Source organism: Streptomyces sp. adm13(2018), assembly GCF_008042145.1.
Lineage (GTDB): Bacteria > Actinomycetota > Actinomycetes > Streptomycetales > Streptomycetaceae > Streptomyces.
Genome location: NZ_RDBH01000062.1, coordinates 1 through 18,506 on the forward strand (window position 1 = coordinate 1; position 18,506 = coordinate 18,506).

16 protein-coding genes are annotated in these 18,506 nt (G+C 74.2%); 14 read left to right on the forward strand and 2 right to left on the reverse strand.

Going from position 1 to position 18,506, the window contains the following annotated elements; all coding sequences use genetic code 11:
* Positions 1 to 170 precede the first annotated feature (170 nt).
* The gene (locus EAO70_RS05495; RefSeq protein WP_148001880.1) at positions 171 to 1,841 is read right to left on the reverse strand and encodes a glutamate--tRNA ligase; all 1,671 of its coding nucleotides are present in this window, start codon (positions 1,839 to 1,841) and stop codon (positions 171 to 173) included.
* A gap of 206 nt (positions 1,842 to 2,047) precedes the next feature.
* Here EAO70_RS05495 and EAO70_RS05500 point away from each other — a divergent pair, with 206 nt between their 5' ends.
* From EAO70_RS05500 to hemL, 13 genes are all read left to right on the forward strand, one after another.
* Positions 2,048 to 3,385: an MFS transporter gene (locus tag EAO70_RS05500; RefSeq protein ID WP_148001881.1), complete on the forward strand. Its 1,338-nt coding sequence runs from the start codon at positions 2,048 to 2,050 to the stop codon at positions 3,383 to 3,385.
* A complete protein-coding gene (locus tag EAO70_RS05505) occupies positions 3,382 to 4,299 on the forward strand; it encodes a TIGR03619 family F420-dependent LLM class oxidoreductase (protein WP_148001882.1) in 918 nt (305 codons plus the stop codon). The genes EAO70_RS05500 and EAO70_RS05505 overlap by 4 nt, the downstream gene beginning before the upstream one ends.
* A gap of 26 nt (positions 4,300 to 4,325) precedes the next feature.
* Positions 4,326 to 5,411, forward strand: a complete 1,086-nt coding sequence (locus tag EAO70_RS38910) for a LysR substrate-binding domain-containing protein (protein ID WP_261992683.1) — start codon at positions 4,326 to 4,328, stop codon at positions 5,409 to 5,411.
* 219 nt (positions 5,412 to 5,630) lie between these two features.
* Complete coding sequence (locus EAO70_RS05520; RefSeq protein WP_148001883.1) at positions 5,631 to 6,560, forward strand: DMT family transporter; 930 nt, start codon at positions 5,631 to 5,633, stop codon at positions 6,558 to 6,560.
* 106 nt (positions 6,561 to 6,666) lie between these two features.
* The gene (locus tag EAO70_RS05525) at positions 6,667 to 7,281 is read left to right on the forward strand and encodes a LuxR C-terminal-related transcriptional regulator (protein ID WP_261992684.1); all 615 of its coding nucleotides are present in this window, start codon (positions 6,667 to 6,669) and stop codon (positions 7,279 to 7,281) included.
* 178 nt (positions 7,282 to 7,459) lie between these two features.
* Positions 7,460 to 7,879 (forward strand): tautomerase family protein, encoded by a 420-nt coding sequence (locus EAO70_RS05530; protein ID WP_148001885.1) that lies wholly within the window; start codon positions 7,460 to 7,462, stop codon positions 7,877 to 7,879.
* Positions 7,880 to 8,087: 208 nt separating this feature from the next.
* Entirely contained in the window at positions 8,088 to 8,918 is an 831-nt protein-coding gene (locus tag EAO70_RS05535; RefSeq protein WP_261992685.1) for an arylmalonate decarboxylase, read from the forward strand.
* Positions 8,915 to 10,171: an FAD-dependent oxidoreductase gene (locus EAO70_RS05540; protein WP_148001886.1), complete on the forward strand. Its 1,257-nt coding sequence runs from the start codon at positions 8,915 to 8,917 to the stop codon at positions 10,169 to 10,171. Before EAO70_RS05535 ends, EAO70_RS05540 begins: the two co-directional genes overlap by 4 nt.
* Positions 10,140 to 10,940, forward strand: a complete 801-nt coding sequence (locus tag EAO70_RS05545) for an aspartate/glutamate racemase family protein (protein ID WP_148001887.1) — start codon at positions 10,140 to 10,142, stop codon at positions 10,938 to 10,940. The genes EAO70_RS05540 and EAO70_RS05545 overlap by 32 nt, the downstream gene beginning before the upstream one ends.
* 79 nt (positions 10,941 to 11,019) lie before the next feature.
* Positions 11,020 to 12,039: a porphobilinogen synthase gene (hemB, locus tag EAO70_RS05550; RefSeq protein ID WP_148001888.1), complete on the forward strand. Its 1,020-nt coding sequence runs from the start codon at positions 11,020 to 11,022 to the stop codon at positions 12,037 to 12,039.
* A gap of 4 nt (positions 12,040 to 12,043) precedes the next feature.
* Entirely contained in the window at positions 12,044 to 13,432 is a 1,389-nt protein-coding gene (gene hemA, locus EAO70_RS05555) for a glutamyl-tRNA reductase (RefSeq protein WP_148001889.1), read from the forward strand.
* Positions 13,429 to 15,492 carry an acetate--CoA ligase family protein gene (locus EAO70_RS05560; protein ID WP_148001890.1) on the forward strand — a complete coding sequence of 688 codons (2,064 nt, stop codon included), beginning with the start codon at positions 13,429 to 13,431 and terminating at the stop codon, positions 15,490 to 15,492. The genes hemA and EAO70_RS05560 overlap by 4 nt, the downstream gene beginning before the upstream one ends.
* Positions 15,489 to 16,790, forward strand: a complete 1,302-nt coding sequence (gene hemL, locus EAO70_RS05565; RefSeq protein WP_148001891.1) for a glutamate-1-semialdehyde 2,1-aminomutase — start codon at positions 15,489 to 15,491, stop codon at positions 16,788 to 16,790. Before EAO70_RS05560 ends, hemL begins: the two co-directional genes overlap by 4 nt.
* Positions 16,791 to 16,879: 89 nt before the next feature.
* Here hemL and EAO70_RS05570 read toward each other — a convergent pair whose 3' ends face one another.
* Positions 16,880 to 17,299 carry an organic hydroperoxide resistance protein gene (locus EAO70_RS05570; RefSeq protein WP_148001892.1) on the reverse strand — a complete coding sequence of 140 codons (420 nt, stop codon included), beginning with the start codon at positions 17,297 to 17,299 and terminating at the stop codon, positions 16,880 to 16,882.
* Between the two features lie 194 nt (positions 17,300 to 17,493).
* On the opposite strand from EAO70_RS05570, the gene EAO70_RS05575 reads away from it, so the two are divergent.
* Positions 17,494 to 18,506, forward strand: a 1,013-nt coding sequence (locus EAO70_RS05575; protein ID WP_148001893.1) for a CaiB/BaiF CoA transferase family protein, incomplete at its 3' end; no start/stop codon positions are given.

An 18,506-nucleotide genomic window follows, 5' to 3' on the forward strand; every position in this document is an offset into this window, starting at 1 on the left:
GGGAGTACCCGTGACCGCACCGAACGCGCCCGCGTGCCGCCCACCGCCGCTCGGCCCCCTACCCGCCCCGTACGCCGGAGCGCACGGCCCCGGTGGACCGGCCGGCCCGGAGGAGGAGACCGGCGGGAGGCGTGCCGGGCCGCCCTCCCGGGGGACGCGTCCGTCTCGCCTCATCCCGCCACGGCGGTGAGGCGGCGCAGCACCTCCGCCGGGCCCAGCGCCCGGGCCACGGCGAACAGGTCGGGACTGCGGGTGGCGCCGGTCAGCGCGACCCGCACCACGTTCGCGACCACCCGCGGCGGCCCCGCCCAGCGGCCGGGGTCCCGGCGCCAGGAGGCCGTGTCCGGGGCGTGCCCGTGCCGCCCCGCCAGCGCGCGGAGCGCGCCGTACCACGCGTCCGGCGTCGCGACGGCCGTCTCCCGGCCCACCCCGGCGGCGAAATCGGAGGCGAAGTCGGCGGCGATCCGGCGTACGAGCTCCGGGGCCAGGCCGCCGTAGCGGTCGTCGTCGGGGGCCGGGGGCGGGCCGAACAGCTCCGCGAAGAAGAAGCCGTAGCGGTCCCGGAAGCAGGACCAGCGGTCCAGGTCCTTGCGGGCGGGCGCCCCCTCGGGCCGGCCCGCCGCCAGCGCGGCCAGGGCGAGCCCCCGCTGCCCGGCGAGGACGGCGCCGAGCTCCGGGTCGTACTCCCGCGCCCAGGCGAGCAGCTGCCCGTACAGCTCGTCGGGACTCAGCGAGGCGATGAACTCCCGGCTCAGCGAGTGCAGTTTGGGCAGATCGAGCAGCGGTCCGGAGGGGCGCATGGCGTCGAGCCGGACGGGGGCGGCGAGCGCCACGGCGGTGGGCACGTCCATGAGCCGGATGTTGGCCAGGCCCCGCAGGTAGTGCTGGACGGCCGCCGGCGGATACCCGGCGGCCAGGTAGTAGTCCACCGACGCCTCGGGGTCCTTGCGCTTGCTGAGCTTGCGCCGCGAGGGCCCCTCGGCCTTCATGAGCGGAGCCAGGTGCGCGTACGCGGGCGGTTCGAAGCCCAGCGCCGCGTGCAGCTGGAGGTGGACCGGCGTCGAGGACAGCCACTCCTCGCCGCGCACCACCAGCGAGACCCGCATCAGGTGGTCGTCCACCACATGCGCCAAGTGGTATGTGGGCAGGGGGAGTTCCTCCTGGGAGGACTTGAGCAGCACGATGTCGTTGCCGTTGTCCTGCAGGGTGACGCCCGCGCGGATCCGGTCCGTGAACCGGACCCGGCCGGGGAACTCGTACGGGCAGCGGAACCGCACGACGTACGGCTCGCCGGCCGACAGCCGTCGCGCCGCCTCCTCCGGGGCGAGCGTCCGGCAGGGCGCCCACCGGCCGTAGTAGCCGATCGGCGAGCGGCCCGCGCGCTGCTCCACCGCACTGCGGGCCAGCCGCTCCTTGTCGCAGAAGCAGGGGTACGCGCGGTCCCGCCGCAGCAGTTCGCGCACCTGGCTGAGGTAGACGTCCCGGCGCTCCGACTGGAGGTACGGGCCCCACTCCCCGTCACCTGCGACCCCGCCCTCGTCGGGCGCGAGCCCGAAGGCCGCGAGCAGCCGGGAGAACTCCTCCGCGGCGCCCGCCACTTGGCGCGAACGGTCGGTGTCCTCGACGCGCAGCACGTACACACCGCCCGACTGGTGGGCCAGGGCGCGCGCGACGGCCGCCGTGTAGAGGCCGCCGATGTGCAGGTGACCGGTGGGGCTCGGGGCGAAACGCGTCACCTCGGCGCCCTCCGGCAGGGCGCGCGGCGGGAAGCGGCGCTCCCAGTCGTCCGGTTCCGGCAGATCGGGCGGGAACATCGCGTTGATGACGGACAGGTCGAGCACGGTGGACTCCCTCCGGGGGTTCCTCGATCGGTCCACCGTAGGCCGGTGACCGGCCGATTCCAGAGGGGCGGGGGTCCGTGGCTGCGGGACTCCGAACCCACTTCGGCGCTGCGGCCCCCGTCCGCCGCGCGCGATCAGTAGCGTCCGGAGGGCCGCTCCGTACGACACGGGCGGACCTGGAACCGACCGGAACCGAAAGGGACGTGATGGGCGGCACGCGTGCGGTGGCCCTGCTGGCGCTGGGCTCCTTCGCCATGGGGACCGACGCCTACGCGATGGCGGGGCTGCTCCCGGACATCGGCGCCGACCTGGGGGTGTCCGTCTCCCTCGCCGGACAGTCCGTCACCGTCTTCACCCTCTGTTACGCCCTGGCCGCACCGCTCTTCTCGGCGGTCCTCGCCCGCTGGGGCACCCGCACGGTCCTGGTGACCGCGCTGGTGGTCTTCGTCGTCGCCAACGCCGGTACCGCGCTGACCGGTTCGTACGCCGGGCTCCTCGGCACCCGCGCCCTGGCCGGCGCCGCGGCGGGGCTGTTCACCCCCGCCGCGGCCACCGCCGCCGTCGCGCTCGTGCCGCCCGAACGGCGCGGGCGCGCCCTCGGCCTGGTCCTCGGCGGCATGAGCGCGGGCACGGTCCTGGGCGTGCCGCTCGGCCTGCTCGTGGCGGCCGACGCGGGCTGGCGCGCCGCCCTGTGGCTGATCACCGGTCTCGGCGCGGTCGCGCTCGCCGGGGTCGGCGCCGGGCTTCCGCCGGTCCGCGGAGCGGCGGCGCCCTCGCTGAGGTCCCGGTTCGCCGCCCTCGCCCGGCCCCGGGTCGCCGTGGTCGTCGCCGTCACCTTCACCCAGACCGTCGCCAGCCTCGGGCTCTACACGTATCTGGAACCGGTCCTGCACCGGGTCGCCGACGTCGGCAGCGCCGTGCCGTACCTCTGGGTCTGGGGCATCGGCGGGGTCTGCGGCAGCCTCCTCGCCGGCACCCTCGTCGACCGGACCGGGCGGCCCGCCCTGCTGGCCGTCGCCCTGCTCGGCACCCTCGCCGCCGCGCTGACCCTGCTGCCGTGGTCCGGGGCCGTCCCCGGCCTCGTCCTGCTGCCCCTGCTCGTGTGGGGCGCGGTCGGCTGGGCCTTCGTCGTGCCCCAGCAGCACCGGCTGCTCGCGGGCGAAGCGGTGGAGGGAGCGGGCCCCGCCGCCGTCGGCCTCAACAGCTCCGCCACCTACCTCGGCGGCGCCGTCGGCTCCGCCCTCGGCGGACTCGCCCTCGCCCACGGGCTCGACGCCCGCTGGCTCCCGCTCCCCGCCGCCGGGGTCGCGCTCGCGGGAGTCCTCTTCCACCTCGTCGCGGTGCGCGGGGCGGCCGCTCCCGCCGGAGCCTCCGGACCCGCCGCACCCTCCGGCGCGGGGGCCGACGGCCGGGACGCCGGGCCGGGCCCGCGTGACGCCGGGGCCGGCGGGCGCGGCACCGCGACCGACCACCGTGACACGAACGGGACCGGAGCCGCGGGTGGTGCGCCCGCGGCCGAGGCCCTGGAAAGGAACACGCCATGAAGTTCGGCGTCAATCTGCCCAACTACGGCCCCGAGGCCACCCCCGACGCCCTCGCCGACTGGGCGCTGCGGGTCGAGTCGATGGGCTACCACTACGCGATGGTCTCCGACCACGTCGCCCTCACCCCGGACGTGCAGCACCTCTTCCCCGCCCCGTTCTACGACCCCTTCGCGACCCTGGCCTGGCTCGCGGGCGTCACCAGGACCGTCGGGCTCGGGACCACGGTGACGATCCTCCCGTACCGGCATCCCGTGCACACGGCCCGCGTCGCCGCCAACATCGACCGGTTCAGCAACGGCCGGCTCGTCTTCGGCGCCGCCGCCGGCTGGGCCGCCCGGGAGTTCGCCGTCCTCGACGTCCCGTACCGCAAGCGGGGGGCGATCAGCGACGAGTACCTCGCCGCCATCAAGGCCTGTTGGGCCGACGAGGTGGCCTCCTTCGACGGCGCCCACGTCTCCTTCCGCGAGGTGCACACCGGGCCGCTGCCCGTGCAGCGGCCCGGTCCGCCGGTCTGGGTCGGCGGCCACAGCTACGGCGCGCTCCGCCGGGCCGTCCGGCTCGGCGACGCCTGGCACCCCACCTCGGTCTCCGGCGACTGGCTCCTGGGCGTCGGGCTGCCCGCGCTCCGCCAGGTCGCCGAGGAGCACGAGCGGCCCGTCCCCGACCTCTGCCCCCGGATCAAGCTTCGGGTCACCTCACGGCCGTTGGGCCCCGGCCGCCTGCTCGGCGAGGGCACGGCGGCGCAGATCGCCGACGACCTGGGACTCCTCCAGGACCTCGGCGCGCGGGCCGTCGTCCTCGACCCCACCTATCCGGGGGACCGACGCGAGGCGGGCCGCACCGCCCGGGACCTCGACGTCCTGGAGGCGCTGGTCAAGGAGGTCATCGACGTGGACGCCGGCTGCGTACGATGACCGAACGGCGGGAGGGGGCGCGCGACATGAACGATCCGGACCTGCGGAAGCTGCGGGTGCTGAGGGAGCTCAGCGAGCGCGGCACCGTCAGCGCGGCCGCCCGGGCCCTGCACCTCACCCCCCAGGCCGTCTCGCAGCAGATCAGCGCGCTCGGTCGGGAGCTGGGCGTCCAGCTCACCGAACCGTCCGGACGGCGGCTGCGGCTCACCGGGGCCGCGCGGATCGTCCTGCGGCACGCCGACGCCGTCTTCCGCCAGGTCGAGCAGTTGCGCGCGGAACTGGCCGCCCACCAGGCCGGCGAGCGGGGCGAGGTGGCGATCGCCGGCTTCTCGACCACCCTCTCGGCGCTCATCCTGCCCGCGGTGGCCCGGCTGCGGGAGACCCGGCCGCTGCTGCGGACCTCGCTGGCCGAGGTCGACCCGCCGGAGAGCTTCTCGCTGCTCCAGCGGGGGGAGACGGACGTCGTCATCTCCGCGGACACCACCCGGCCCGCGCCGGTCCCGGGAGCCAAGGGTAGCGGGAGCGGGAGCGGGAGCGGGTACGGGCACGCCGGCGGCTCGGTGGACGGACCGGTCGGCGGCTCCGGCGGCGGCTCGGCGGCGGGGTCGCTCGGCGGCTCCGTGGCCGGACCGGTCGGCGGTGCGCGCGACGCCGGAGCCCGCGACGCCGGTTCGGACGGGCGCTTCCACCGGGTCGTCCTCTGCGACGACCCCTTCGACATCGCCCTCCCGGCCGGCCACCGGCTCCTCGACAGCGAACGGCTGCTCCTCGCCGACCTGTCCGACGAGACCTGGATCTTCGCCACGACCGGCCTCTGTCACGACATCGGCGTCGCCGCGTGTACGGCGGCCGGGTTCACCCCGCAGGCCTCCCACGCCATCGGCGACTGGGACGCCACGCTCGCGGCGGTGCGGCTCGGCCTCGGGGTCGCGCTGGTGCCCCGCCTCGCCAAGCCGGTCCCGCGGCCCGAGGTAACGATCCGCGCGTTCAGCGAGCGGGCGCCCTCGCGGACGGTCTTCGCCGCCGTACGGGAGGGCAGCCAGACCTCCCCGGAGATCGCCGCGGTCCTCGACGCGCTGCGGTCGGCGGCCAGGGCGGCCGTCGCAGGCTGAGCACGCACCGCGGGCGGCACCTGTCACGTCCGCTGTGACCTGCGGAAACGCGATTCGCCACGGCTCGTGGACGGTACCGTCCACGAGCCGTTGCTGGACCCGCCGGACCGCCGGTGCGAGGCTCGATCCCGTACCGCGGAGCGCTCCGCGCGTCCTCCTCACCCTTCCTTTCCAACTCCTTGCCGAGCCCTGTCTGCCTTCGGAGAGCGGGAAACACCCATGTCCAAAGCCACCTACACACGGCTGGCCGCACTGAGCCTCATCTGGGGCTCCGTCTTCCTGTGGATCAAGATCGCCGGATACGGCTTCTCACCCGTCCAGATGGTGCTGATCCGGCTCGCCCTCGGAGCCGTCGTCATCCTCGCCATCGGCTACGCCCGCGGACTCCGGCTCCCCAAGGAGGCCGCCACCTGGGGACATCTGACCGTCGCCGCGCTCCTCGGCAACGCCATCCCGTGGACCCTCTACGCCGAGGGGGAGATCGAGGGGTCGAGCAGCGTCGCCGCCGTCGTCAACGGCAGCGCGCCGATCTGGACCCTGGCCGCCGCGTTCCTGCTCGGCCAGGAGAAGCGGGTCTCCGGATTCAAGGCCGGCGGCGTGCTCCTCGGCCTCGGGGGCACCGCGCTCATCGCCTCGCCCTGGAACTCCTCCTCGGCAGGCACCGGTTGGAGCATCCTCTGCTTCGTCCTCGGCTCCATCAGCTTCGGTGCCAGCTTCGCGTACATGGGCAAGTACCTGGTGGGCAGGGGCATTCCGCCGCTGATGCTCGCGGGCGGCCAGCTCGGCGCCGCCACCGTCCTGCTCCTGGTCGCCTTCCCCTTCCTGGGACTCCAGACCATCACCTGGCGCACCGACTCGGTGATCTCCGTCCTCGTCCTGGGCGTGGTCTGCACCGGCTTCGCCGCCCTGCTCAACTTCGAGCTGATCATCAAGGACGGCCCCACCGTGGCCTCCACGGTCACCTATCTGATGACCGCCGTCGCCGTCGTCCTGGGCGCCCTCGTCCTCGACGAGCCCCTCGGCTGGACCGTCTGGGTCGGGGCCGTCGCGGTCCTCGCGGCCACGGGACTGCTCCGGCGCAAGCCGAGGCCCGCGGCCGAACCGGCTCCCGGGGCCGCCCCCGTACCGGCCCCAGCGGCGGCCGATTAGCCGCCCGATTCCCTCAGAAATAGCCGGGCCGCCGCCCGCAACATTGTGTTCATTCATGGGGCGGGTGAGGGGTGGTAGCGTCACGAGTGGAAACACCCGGCCTTTTATGGGGGAGTCGCACGTGGCTTTTGTGGTCGAACTCGTTTTCCGTGGTCATGAGACGGACCGGTTGAGTTTCGGAGAAGCTCACCGGGCCTATTGGAAAAGGATGGCCGCCCGCGGCATCCTGCTCGGCGGAGGGCCCTGGCGGGACGGTACCGGGGAACTCCTGGTCTGCGAGGCCAGGGACCGCGGAACCCTCTTACGGGTTCTGTACGCCGATCCCTACGCCCAGGCCCAGGTCGTCGGAGAGTTACGGGTCCGCGAATGGAACGCGGTCATGGGGCACGTGGTGCTCGCCGGTCTCGAACGCTCCACCGGCGGCGCCGGGACCCACGAGCGAATACGCGGGGGCGTCGCGACGCCCGCCCCGCCGGCCGCCCGTGTGGTGGCCGCCGTACGCGAGGATGTCGCCGTCCGTGAGGATCTGACCGCCCACGAGCGGCGCATCGCCACGATGATGCTCGACGGCCTGACCAACAAACAGATCGCCGAGTCGTTCACGGTGTCGACCCGGGCCGTGGAGCTCCACATCACCCGGATCTACCGCAAGCTCGACATTCGCCGGCGCGCCCAGCTCGCCGCCGCGATCGACCGTTTCGAGGCCGCGGTGGCCTGCTGACCGCCGCGCCGCCGTGCCGCCGCGCACGACCGGCCCGTCCCGGGCTCGTTCCCTTCCGGGGCCCGTCCCTTCCCGGGGCCCGCCCCTTCCCGGGACCCGCCCCTCTCCGGGCGCCGTCCCTTCCTGATCACGCCTGATCCCGCCTGATTCCGCACCCATCCACCTGGGGGAGTTCGCCATGCCGCTTGTCGAGATAACCGTTCCCGGGGGCACCCTCTCCGAGGCCGCCGCGGAGGTCCTGCAGCAGCAGGTCGCCGACTCCGTGCTGACGGCCATGGAGCTGCCCCGTACCGACTTCTTCGCCGCGGCCACCTGGGTGTACGTCCGCGAGACCGCCAAGGGGTTCGCGGCCACGGGAGCCGGCACCGCCCCCGGGGTCCTCGTCGTCGTGACGCCCCTGGAGGGCTTCCTCACCCCGGAGCGCAACGAGGCCCTCTCGGTCGAGGTCACCCGGCACGTCCAGGAGGCGACCGGGCCCGACACCGTCGTCTGGCTCGTCGTGAACGAGATCCCGGAGGGGAACTGGGCCGTCAACGGTGGACTGACCCGGCGGGCCAAGATCGACGAATTCATCGCCGAGGCCGCCCGGGCGAACTGAGTTCCGTTTCCGTTTCTGATTTCGTCTCGCATTTCGGACGCAGCGGCGCCGCACCGTATTCACGGTGCGGCGCCGCTGCTTTTCGCGGTACGGAACTCCGCACCCGGGAGGTGAATCCGGCCACGGGTGCGGAATCCCGTATCGATGTGCGGTGCGTCCCGCTCGTACGGTGATGTCAATGGCACCGACGGATGGGAGTGACTGGTTCATGGCTCTGCATTCGGCGCCGCGACTCGGTGTGGTGGTTCCTTCGGGAAACGCCGCGGCCGAACCCGAGATCGGCGGCCTCGTCAGCCCCGCATTCAATGTCCACACCGCACGCTTCCCGGTCCTGCCCGGAAAGGACCTCCGCGGCCGGCTCGCGACGTACAACGACGTACTTCCCGACGTCCTGGCGAGTTTCGGCGGGCTGCGCCTCGACGCGGCCGTCGTCTCCTGCACCGGCTCGCACTACCTGCTGACCCCCGACGGCGACCGGGCCCTCTGCGCCGAGCTCTCCGAGCAGGTGGGCGCCCCCGTCCGGTCGGCGGCGCTCGCCATCCTCGACACGGCGCGGGCCGTCGGCGCCGAGCAGCTCGTCCTCGTCTCGCCGTACGAGCCCTGGCTCACCGAACTCTCACACGCCTACTGGGAGTCGGCCGGACTCACGGTCGACCGGGTGGTCAAGATCCGGGCCGGCGCCCGCTTCTCCCCGTACGACGTGACCACCGAGGAGCTGGTCGCCCAGGTCCGGGAGGCCGAACTCCCTGAGGACGCCGCGCTGCTGTTCACCGGCACCGGCATGTTCACCTTCGACGCCCTCGCCGAACTCGGCCGGGACAACGGGCGCACCCTCCTCACCTCCAACCTGGCGAGCGCCTGGTGGGCCCGGGACGCACTCGGTCTGCCCGCCGAAGGCCCCGACGCCCATCCGCTGTTGCGCCGGCTCGCCGAGCGGACCGGCACAGGAGCGGCCGCACCGACCGCATCGACCGCACCGGCCGCACCGGGCGCCGATCGCGGCGCCGAAGCCGGTGCCGCAGCCGTGGCCGTGCCGTGAGCGGCGGCAGCGCCCCCCACGCCCCCGTCGCGGTCGTCGGGGCCGGGCCCGTGGGCCTCACCGCCGCCCTCGTCCTGGCCCGAAGCGGCGTCCGCGTCACGCTCCTGGAGTCCCGGACGTCACTGGCCACCGAGTCCCGCGCGTCCACCTTCCACCCCTCCACCCTCGACCTCCTCGACGAGCTCGGCGTCGCCGCCGCGCTGCGCCGCCAGGGCCGTACGGTCGACCGCGTCCAATGGCGCGACCTGGACGGCCTCGTCCACGCCGAGCTGGACTACGCGGTGCTCGCCGGGCACACCGGCCACCCGTACCGGCTCCACGTCGAACAGGCCCGGCTCACCCCGCTGCTGCTCGCCGAGCTGGCGGCCACCGGACTCGCCGAGGTGCGCTTCGGCACCACCGTCACCGGGGCCGAGACCGTCGGCGGCGGGGACGAGGTGCGGTTGCGCGCCGAGGACGCGGCCGGGCGGGTCACCGTCACCCGCCACCCGTACGTCCTGGCGGCCGACGGCAGCCGCAGCCGGCTGCGCGAACTCGCCGGGCTGCCCGGCAGCGCCCAGGAGTACCCCGACTACGCGCTCCGCGTCGTCACCGGGACGCCGCTCGACGAACTGGTCCCCGGACTCGCCCCGCTCAGCTACGTCCGCGACAGCCGGGCCTCGTTCAGCGCCCTGGGGATGCCCGACCACTGGCGGCTGATCTTCCGGATCCCGCGCGGCACCGACCGGGACGCCGTGCTCGCGCCCGAAGCCGTCCGGGCCCGGGTCGAGCAGGCCCTGCCCGGCGCCGCCGGGAGGTCCGTACGGATCGCCGAGGCGCACACCTACCGGCTCGCCCGGTTCCTGCTGCCCCGCTACCGGGCCGGCCGCGTGCTGTTCGCCGGGGACGCCGCCCATCTGACGTCCACCGCCGGCGGCCTGAACATGAACTGCGGCATCCACGACGCCGTGGAGACGGCCCGCGCCCTCGCCGCCGTCCTGCGGGGCGACGCCCCGGGCGAGGCGGCGCTGGACGCGGCCCTCGCACACCGCCGCGCGGTCGTCGAGACCGCCGTCCTGCCCCGCAGCGAGGCCCGTACCGCGGGACTGGACAGCCCGGCCGAACTCCCCGCCCGCCTCGCCTCGTTGAGACGCACCGCGGCCGACCCCAGGGCGGCCGTCGACTACCTGCTCAAAGCCTCACTTCTCGACGTCGCACCACGACCACTGAAAGGTGACGCACATGCGGATCTGGTTTCACAAGCACACCGTTGAGGGACGCCTGCCGCTGCTCGACCAGTGGTACCGCGAACACCTCGACGCGATCGCCGCACCCGGCACCACCATCGACATCAAGACCCTGCCGGCCGACACCTACCCCGACGCCACGCCCTTCGGCCTCGTCGGCCACCACTCCGCCCAGGTCCTCTTCAGCCGCCACTTCTCCGAGTCCGCGCTCGTCGCGGAGCGGGAGGGCTACGACGCCTGGGTGATCGCCGCCGGGCAGGACCCCGGCCTGCGCGACGCCCGCCACCTCGCCTCCATCCCCACCCTCGGCTACGGCGAGACGGCCTTCTTCCTCTCGGCGCTCACCGGGCAGCGCTTCGGCGTCCTCGGGTTCATGCCGCCCCTGGAGGAGCCCATCCGGGCCAACATCCGGCAGTACCGCCTGGAGTCCTCGCTCAGCTCGTACGAGGTCGTCCCCGGCGGCTGGGACTCCGTCCACCGCTCCCTGGAAGGGCACTTCGACCAGTTCGTCGAGGTGTACTCGGCGGCCGCCGAACGCGCCGCGCGGGCCGGGGCCGAGGTCATCATCCCGGCCGAGGGCATCCCCAACGAGATCCTCTGGCACCTCGGCATCCACGAACTGCACGGCCTGCCCGTCGTCGACCCCGCCGGACTCGCGGTCAAGCTCGCCGAGACCCTCGTCCGGCTCGGAGAGCTCAAGCTCTTCCAGCGCAGCGGCCACGGCTACTGGTTCAGCCGCCCGGACGAGCCCGTCGCCAAGCACCTGGAGCAGGTGTTCCTCGGCGAGGCGCTCTAGGAGATGCCGTGTCCCCCGCGGCCCTGTCCCACCCCGCCCCGCCTCCGTACGCCGCCACGCCCTCGAAGGAGTCCCGCTCATGACGTACGACGCCTACGGCCGCAACACCGCGGCCACCGACCCGGCCGCCCCTTATTACCGCCCCCGCCGGCTGCGCCGCACACCCGCGCTGCGCCGGTTCGCCGCCGAGACGCGCGTCGGCCCCGCCAACCTCGTCCAGCCCCTCTTCCTCCGCGAGGGCCTCACCGAGGCGCGCGAGATCCCCTCCATGCCCGGCGTGTTCCAGCACACCCGTGACACCCTCCGCAAGGCCGCCGCCGAGGCGGTCGCCAACGGGGTCGGCGGACTCATCCTCTTCGGCATCCCCGAGCACAAGGACCCCACCGGCACCGGCGCGGTCGACCCGGACGGCATCCTCCAGGTCGCCCTGCGCGACGTCGTCGCCGAGGTCGGCGACTCCTCCGTGATCATCGGCGACATCAACCTCGACGAGTACACCGACCACGGCCACACCGGGGTCCTGGACGCGAACGGCGACGTCGACAACGACGCCAGCATCGAGCTGTACGCCCAGGCCGCCGTCGTCCAGGCCGACGCGGGCGCCCAGATCGTCGCCCCCAGCGGCATGATGGACGGCCAGGTCCGCCGCATCCGCGAGGCGCTCGACCGGGCCGGCCACCAGTCCGTGGCCATCCTCGGCTACTCCGCCAAGTACGCCTCGCACTTCTACGGCCCGTTCCGGGACGCCGTCGAGTCCACCCTGCGCGGCGACCGCAAGGGCTACCAGCAGTTCCCCGGCAACATCCGCGAGTCCCTCCTGGAGGTGTCGCTCGACGTCGCCGAGGGCGCCGACCTCGTCATGGTGAAGCCCGCCCTCGCCTACCTCGACATCGTCCGGCTCATCGCCGACCACGTCCAGGTGCCCGTCTCCGCCTACCAGGTCTCCGGCGAGTACTCCATGGTCGAGGCGGCCGCCGCCAAGGGCTGGATCGACCGCGACCAGGTCGTCCGCGAGAGCCTGGCCTCCATCCACCGCGCGGGCGCCACGCAGATCATCACCTACTGGGCCTCCGAGTTCGCCCAGACGCTGGACCGGTGACCCGGTGAGCCCGTCCTCCACCATGCTGGTCCTCGGCATCAGCCATGCCAGCGCCCCGCTCGACCTCCTGGAGAGACTCGCCGGCACCGACCGGCCCGCCGAGGACCTCGTCTCCGGCGCCACCTCCGTCGACGGCATCGACGCCGCCGTCGTCGTCTCCACCTGCAACCGCCTGGAGATCTACGCCGAGACCCGGGGCGACACCACCGCCGGGGACGACGGCCCCCCCGGCGGCCCGGGCGAACTCACCGGGCTCGGAAGGCTGTTCGCCGAGCACACCGGGGTCGACCACGCCGAGATCGCCCCGCACCTCTACAGCCACCACGCCGACGGAGCCGTACGCCATCTGTTCGCCGTCGCCTCCGGACTCGAATCCGTCGTGGTCGGCGAGGACCAGATCCTCGGCCAGGTGAAGCTGGGCCTCGAACGGTCCCAGCGGCTCGACCGGACCGGCCGGGTCCTCGCCAAGGCCGTCCAGACCGCCCTGCGGGTCGGCAAGCGCGCCCGCAACGAGACCGGACTCAACGAGGCCGGCCGCTCCCTCGCCACCGCGGGACTGGGCTTCTTCGAGCGCCGGGTCGGCTCCCTGCACGGCAAGACCGCCCTGGTCATCGGCGCGGGCGCGTTCGCCGGCGTCGTCGTCGCCGCGCTGCGCCGCTCCGGCCTCGACCGCGTCCACGTCGCCAACCGCACCCCGGAGAAGGCGCAGAGGCTCGCCGAGACCACCGGGGGAACGGGATACGACCTCACGGACCTGCCCCGGCTGCTGACCGAGGTGGACGTGGTCGTCGGCGCCACCGCCGCCACCGGCCACCTCGTCACCGCCCGGGACGTCGAGGAGGCGCTCGCCGCCCGGGACGGCCGCGAGCTGTTCCTGCTCGACCTGTCCCTCCCGCACAACATCGCCCCCGGCGCGGCCGAACTGCCCGGCGTCACCTTCGTCGACCTCCGCCGGATCGCGGAGGAGGGCCAGGAGGACGAGATCTCGACGGCCAGCGTCCAGGCCGCCCACCAGCTGATCGACGCCGAGGTCGAGCAGTTCCGCACCGGTCTGCGGCTGGCCGGCGCCAAGCCGGTCCTCACCGCGCTGCGGACCGCCGCCACCGAGGCCGCCGAGGCCGAACTCGACCGGCTGGCCCGCCGGCTGGACGGGTTCGAGGGCATCGACGGCACGGTGCGGCGGGAGATCGACCGCAGCGTACGGCGCATCGTCGACAAGGCCCTGCACCAGCCCACCGTCCTGGTACGGGAGCTGGCGGCCGACCCGGACGGCGCCCGGCACATCGCCGCCTTCACCCGCCTCTTCGCCGCCGCCGAGGCGGGAGAGGCCGCCCCACCCGGCTCCACCCGTACGAACGACCCGAACGAGACGAAGATCGAGGCCATCGCATGAGTGACATCTCGGCTCTCTGGGAAGCCGAATCCATCGCCGTCATCGGAGCCAGCGAGCGCCCCGGGGCCCTGGGCCGCAAGCCGCTCGACTACCTCCTCCGGTACGGCTACAAGGGCCGCATCCTGCCGGTCAACCCGCGCTCCCCGGAGATCCTCGGCGTCCCCGCGTACCCCAGCGTGAAGGACGCCCCCGGACCCGTCGACCTGGCCCTGATCATGGTCTCCGCCGAGCGGGTGGCCGGCGCCGTCGACGACTGCGTCGCCGCCGGCGTCAAGCTCGCCGTCATCGCCTCCTCCGGCTTCGCCGAGACCGGTGAGGAGGGCGCCCGGCTCCAGGACGAGATCGTCGCCAAGGCCCGCGCCGGAGGCCTGCGGATCATCGGCCCGAACTGCATCGGCGCCGTCGGCTACGAGAACCGCGTCCTCGCCACCTTCAGCCCCCTCTTCGGCGCCGAGTCCGTGCCCTTCGAGCCCGGCACCCTCGCCTTCGTCAGCCAGAGCGGCGCCCTCGGCTTCGGCGCCGCCAGCCTCGCCCTGGAGCGGGGCCTGCGCCCGGGCTGGGTCGTCAGCACCGGCAACGACGCCGACGTCACCGCCCTGGAGGTGCTCCGCGAACTCGCCGCCGTCCCCGAGGTCACCGGTCTCCTGGGCTACCTGGAGGACACCCCGGACATCGGGACCCTGCGCGAGCTCGCCGGTTCCGGCAAGCCCGTCGCCCTGCTCAAGTCGGGCCGCACCGAGGCCGGCGGCCGGGCCGCCGCCTCGCACACCGGCGCCCTCGCCACCGACGACCGCGTCCTGGACGCGGCCCTGCGCGGACTCGGCATCGTCCGCGTCGACGACATCGACGAACTCCTCGACGTGGCACGGGTCTTCGAGTCCGAGCGGCGCCCCACCGGCAACCGGGTCGCCGTCGTCACCACCTCCGGTGGCTCCGGCATCCTCGCCGCCGACGCCGTCGAGGCCCACGGCCTGGAGCTCAGCGCCCTCGAACCGCGCAGCAAGGAGGCGCTCGCCGAGATCGTCCCCGCCTTCGGCGCCATCGACAACCCCGTCGACATCACGGCCACCGTCCTCAGCGACCCCTCGCTGTTCGACCGCTCCCTCGACGTGCTGATCGCCGACGACACCGTCGACATCATCGTCGCCGCCTTCTGCGTGATGGCGGGACCCGACGTCGAGAAGGCCGTCAACGCCCTCTCCCGGGCCGCCGAGAAGGGCGGCAAGCCCATCCTCGTCGCCCGCACCGGCGCCGACTTCCTCGCCCCCGACGCCCCGCGCGACCTGCGCGAGGCCGGGCTCCCCGAGTACCCGACGCCGGCCCGCGCCCTGCGCGCCGCCGCCGCCCTCTGGGAGGTCAGCCGCCCTCGGACGCTGCCCGACGCTCCGCGCCCCGGGACCGTCGCAGGCCCGGAGGCCGGAGCCGGCGAACCCGAGCTGAAGCGGCTCCTCGCCGGAGCGGGGATCGCGGTCCCGAACGGCCGGATCGCCGAAGACGCCGAGGACGCGGTACGGGCCGTCACCGAGGTCGGCGGTACGGCGGTGCTCAAGGCCGTCGTCCCCGGCCTGCTCCACAAGACGGAGGCCGGGGGAGTGGAGATCGGCGTCACCGCCGACACCGCGGCCGAGGTCCACGCCCGTCTCGCCGCACTCGGCGGGCAGGTCCTCGTCGAGGAACTGGTCGACCCGGCGGGGGAGGGCGTCGAGCTGATCGTCGGCGTCCACACCACCGACCTCGGCCCGGTCCTCACCGCGGGACTCGGCGGCATCTTCACCGAGGTCCTGGACGACGTCGGCCACCGCCTCCTGCCCCTCGCCCCCGGCGAGGGGGCCGCCCTCCTCTCCGGACTGCGCGGCGCGCGGATACTCGGCGGGGCGCGCGGGCGGGCCGCGGTGGACGTCGAGGCCGCCGCCGACCTCCTCCACAAGGTCGGCGAGCTGGTGCAGGACTGGCCGGCCGGCTTCGCCCTGGACCTCAACCCGGTCCGGGTCCTCCCGCGGGGCGCCGTCGTCCTCGACGCGGCCCTCGGCCACGCGGACTCCGAGGAGGCCGGGCGATGAGCGGCGCGGGAGACGCGAGCAGAGCGCTCTTCGAGCGGGCCCGCCGGGTCACCCCCGGCGGCGTCAACTCCCCGGTGCGCGCCTTCGGGGCCGTCGGCGGCACGCCGCCCTTCATGGCCTCGGCCCAGGGCCCGTACCTCACCGACGCCGACGGCAACGAGTACGTCGACCTGATCTGCTCCTGGGGTCCGATGATCCTCGGCCACCGGCACCCGGCCGTCGTCGAGGCGGTCACCGGGGCCCTGGGGCGCGGCACCTCCTTCGGCGCGCCGTCCACCGGGGAGGTCGAACTCGCCGAGGAGATCGTCGAGCGGGTCGCCCCCGTCGAGCAGGTCCGCCTGGTCAGCTCGGGCACCGAGGCGACGATGTCCGCGATCCGCCTCGCCCGCGGCTTCACCGGACGCGGGAAGGTCGTGAAGTTCGCCGGCTGCTACCACGGCCACGTGGACGCCCTGCTGGCGTCGGCCGGCTCCGGCCTCGCCACCTTCGCCCTCCCCGACACCCCGGGCGTCACCGGCGCGCAGGCGAGCGACACGATCGTCCTGCCGTACAACGACCTGGCCGCCGTCGAGAAGGTCTTCGCGGAGATCGGCGACGAGATCGCCGCCGTCATCACGGAGGCCGCGCCCGGGAACATGGGCGCCGTGCCCCCGCTGCCCGGCTTCAACGCGGGCCTGAAGGAGATCACCGCACGGCACGGGGCGCTCCTCGTCTCCGACGAGGTGATGACCGGCTTCCGGGCCAGCCGCTCCGGCTGGTACGGCCGCGACGGCGTCGCCGCCGACCTGCTGACCTTCGGCAAGGTCATGGGCGGCGGGTTCCCGGCGGCGGCCTTCGGCGGCCGCGCCGACGTGATGGCGCACCTGGCCCCGGCCGGACCCGTCTACCAGGCGGGCACGCTCTCCGGGAACCCGGTCGCGACCGCCGCCGGCCTCGCCACCCTCCGGCACAGCACCTCCGAGGTGTACGAGCGGCTCGACGAGGTCTCGGCGACGCTCGGCCGGGAGGTCTCCGCGGCCCTGACCAAGGAGGGGGTGGCCCACCGGGTCCAGTACTCCGGCACGATGTTCTCGGTCTTCTTCACCGAGGACGAGGTCGTCGACTTCGACGGGGTCCGCGCCACCGAGTCGTACCGCTACACGCCGTTCTTCCACGAACTGCTGCGCCGGGGCGTCTACCTGCCGCCCTCGCCCTTCGAGGCCTGGTTCGTCTCGGCCTCGCACGACGACCGGGCGGTGGGCCGGGTGATCGAGGCGCTGCCCGCGGCGGCCGCGGCCGCCGCGGCGGCGACCCCCTGATCCCAGGACGGGACGGCCGCTCACCCGGTGAGGAAAGGGAAATCCCCCGTGGCAAAGCCACGGGGGATTTCCCTGCGTTTCCGAGCGGATCACACGGCGGCGATATCCACCCGCACCTCGACATTCCCCCGGACGGCCTTCGAGTAGGGGCAGCGCGCGTGCGCCGCGTCCGCCAGCCGGCGGGCCTCGGCGGCGTCGATTCCGGGCAGTTCGACGGTGAGGACCACCGACAGGTGGAATCCGCTCTCCTCCTTGTGGAGCCCCACCGCGGCGACGACCGTGTCGTCGGTCAGCGCGACCCTGGACTCACGCGCGGAGACCCGCAGCGCACTGTGGAAGCAGGCGGCGTATCCGGCGGCGAAGAGCTGCTCGGGGTTGGTGGCGGTGCCCGACCCGCCCACCGCCTTGGGGCTGGTGAGCGGAAGGTCGAGCAGCCCGTCGGAGGAGCGCACGGCGCCGTTGCGCCCGTCTCCGGTGGAGGTGACCTCAGCGGTGTAGACGACGGCCATTCGTCATGCCTTTCTGCGTCGGGGATTCAGTGGATTCGGAGAAGGGGGGGTGCGGGAAATCGGGGAACGGAGAAATTCCCTCCAGTCTCGGGGGCGGCGGAATGCCGGGCGCTACGGATCTCCGCAGTCCCTCACGACCCCCCTCGCCCTAGCGTGGAACGCGTCACCGACGCAGAGAGACAGAGGAGTTGGCCATGGCCGGACCGCTGACCGGAGTACGCGTACTGGAATTCGCGGGCTCGGCACCCACCGCGTTCGTCGGCACCGTCCTGTCCGGCCTCGGCGCCGACGTCGTCCGCGTCGACCGGGCGCCCGGCCGGACCGCGGGACCCGACGAGCCGCGCCCCCCGGAGAACCCGCTCTCCCGCGGCCGCCGTTCGGTCGCCCTCGACCTCAAGAGCCCCGAGGGCGTCGAGCAGGCCCTGTCGCTCGCCGAGCACGCGGACCTCCTGGTCGAGGGCTTCCGCCCCGGCGTCGCCGACCGGCTCGGCATCGGACCGGAGGCGGCCCTCGCCCGCAACCCGCGCCTGGTGTACGGCCGGGTCAGCGGCTGGGGCCAGCAGGGCGAGTGGGCGGGCCGGGCCGCCCACGACCTGGCCGTCCTCGCCCTGACGGGGGCCCTGGACACCGACCCGGCCACCGGGGACCCGCTGCTGCCGCCGACCGCGTACCTCTCCAGCTTCGCCGGCGGCGCCAACGCCCATGTGCAGGCGCTGCTCGCCGCGCTCCACGAGCGGGAGCGCTCCGGCCGCGGGCAGGTCGTCGACACCGCGCTCGCGGACGGCGCCGCCCTGATCTCCACGCTCATCCACCAGTGGCGCGAGGTCCCCGGCAACCACACGGTCACCGACGCCCCGCACTACTCCCTCTACCGCGCCGCCGACGGCCGCCACCTCGCGGTCGCCGCCATCGAGCCCCGGCTCTACCAGAACCTCCTGGAGCAGCTGGGCCTCACCGGGGCCGACGGCCTCCCGGACCGCGCGGACCCGGAGGCCTGGCCCGCGCTGCGCGAGCTGATCGCGGCCCGCTTCGCGACCCGGGACCGCGAGCACTGGGTGAAGCTCTTCGACGCCGTGGACGCCGGGGTGGCCCCGGTCCTCACCGCCGCCGAGGCGGCCGGGCACCACCAGCTCGCCGCCCGGAACTCCTTCGTGGAGATCAGGGCGGCGCCGTCCGCGAGCGCGGTGTCGACGACCTGCCCGCGGCC